The sequence below is a fragment of the uncultured Thiodictyon sp. genome (assembly GCA_903837595.1).
In the GTDB taxonomy this organism is placed as follows: Bacteria; Pseudomonadota; Gammaproteobacteria; order Chromatiales; family Chromatiaceae; genus Thiodictyon.
Genome location: CAILVI010000136.1, coordinates 1 through 1,593 on the forward strand (window position 1 = coordinate 1; position 1,593 = coordinate 1,593).

The window sequence follows — 1,593 nt, forward strand, 5'->3', positions numbered from 1 at the left end:
CTCCACGATCTTGACTGATGTCATTGCCCAATGGTCGGGGTTGGGGTCGTCGTAGATGCAACAGACCGACGAGGCAAACAACCGCCGCATCTGGTTCTTGATCCTCCCGATCGAGCCCCACCGGCCGCCCGTGGGCACCAGACCGATTTCCTGCATGAAGCCGCTGAGGTTGTCCCCCAGGACAAGCCGGCGCTCGCCGGTCCTGATGGCCTCGGTCGTGACCCACGCCACCAGGAGCCGCGGCAAGGCCCCGTAGGGCAACCCGATCTGCGCGGGGGCCAGGAGGGACAGGGTAAAGGCCCCGTTTTTCCTGACAAACTCGCTGCCGGGGCAGTCCTTGTGCGGCATCGTCGCCTGTACCAGGGCGCGGGCCATGAACCCCAGGGCGCCCGCTTCCCGGGCCTCCTCGGCCTCCATCGCCATGGATTCCGCAACCAGTCGGTTAACCCGCTCGATGCGTTTTTGTTGTAACTTGTCGTCAGCCATTGCTGATCTCCTATCAAGATCGGTGGTGGTTAGGCTCCGGGCGTGGTCTCAACATGTCCGGCGCCGTTAGCATACTCCTACCTGCCCCGGCTAAGTTTTCTAATGGCCGTCTCCCGTTCCGCCATCAGGCCCCGGAGCGCCTCCCGGGTTTTCGGGTCGCGGTTGATCTTCTCCAGGTCCGCGGCCCTCTGCTCCTTGGGTAGCTTGATGTATTCGGCTATGCGGTCTTTAAGATCGCTCGGGGTTGCTTTCCAATCCTCGGAATGATCCCAAAAGCCAAACCCGCCTGATTCCCGGCGCCTGGCAAGCAAGTCAAAGTCCTTGCCGACCTGTTCATTTGCCGCCTTTTCGGCCTTGGCCTCCTGTTCCCGCTGCTTGCGGTCCCGCTCGAGGTCCTCGCGCTTCTTGCGGGCGGCTTCGGCTGCCTGGACGACTCCGGGATCTGTGCGGCGCAGCTCCGCGACGGCCGCGCGCTCGATGGCTTTCGGATCGGCGGCCTTGGCCGCGGCGCCTTCGCGCTGGGCAAGGTCCCGGCCGGTTTGGGCCAGGGCGACGCCGGCGCGTTCCCCTTTGGCTTGCCGACCGAACAGCCCGATGGTGGGCTCGTTCTCCTGGTGGTCCCGGTGTGCCTGGGTCCACTGCTGTCGTTCCTTCCGTAGCGCCTCGATGACGTTTGCCGCGGCCTCCTGCTGCTGCGCTTTGATGGGCTTTAGCCGGTCGGCGTAGACCTGTTCCGGGTTCCGGTCCGCCGGGGCCTCGGGCGCCTGGTGGGGAATGGTGCCGTAGTTGCGGCGCCCAGGGCGCCCGGGTGTCTGTGCCGGTACGGTTGGCGTCTTCTGGTGGTCATTGACCGCGGTCGGGGCTGGGGTCTGGCGCTGTTCAAGGATGGCGGCAATGTCGCGGCGGTGCTGCTCCTGACGTGCGTTGACCTGCTCGGCCTTGGGCGCTTGGAGCTTGGCCGCTTGGTTGCGGTCGTATTCGGCCAGCGCTTCAGTCATCCGGTGCTGGTGCTTCAACTCCCGTTCAGCACTCTTAAGGGCTGCGGCTGGATCTGGAACCGCGGCACTGAGCAACGCCCGCGCCTGGTCCCGCTCCTTGTTGGCCTTC

General features: G+C 65.3%; 2 protein-coding genes. Both read right to left on the reverse strand.

The genetic code is table 11. The annotated features are described in order from the left end of the window. Nucleotides 1-486: replication protein RepA (locus tag QZY44_RS07270; protein ID WP_295444329.1), on the reverse strand; the 486-nt coding region annotated here is incomplete at its 3' end. A gap of 77 nt (nucleotides 487-563) precedes the next feature. Further along, on the reverse strand, nucleotides 564-1,593 hold a 1,030-nt coding region (locus QZY44_RS07275; protein ID WP_295444332.1), incomplete at its 5' end, for a hypothetical protein.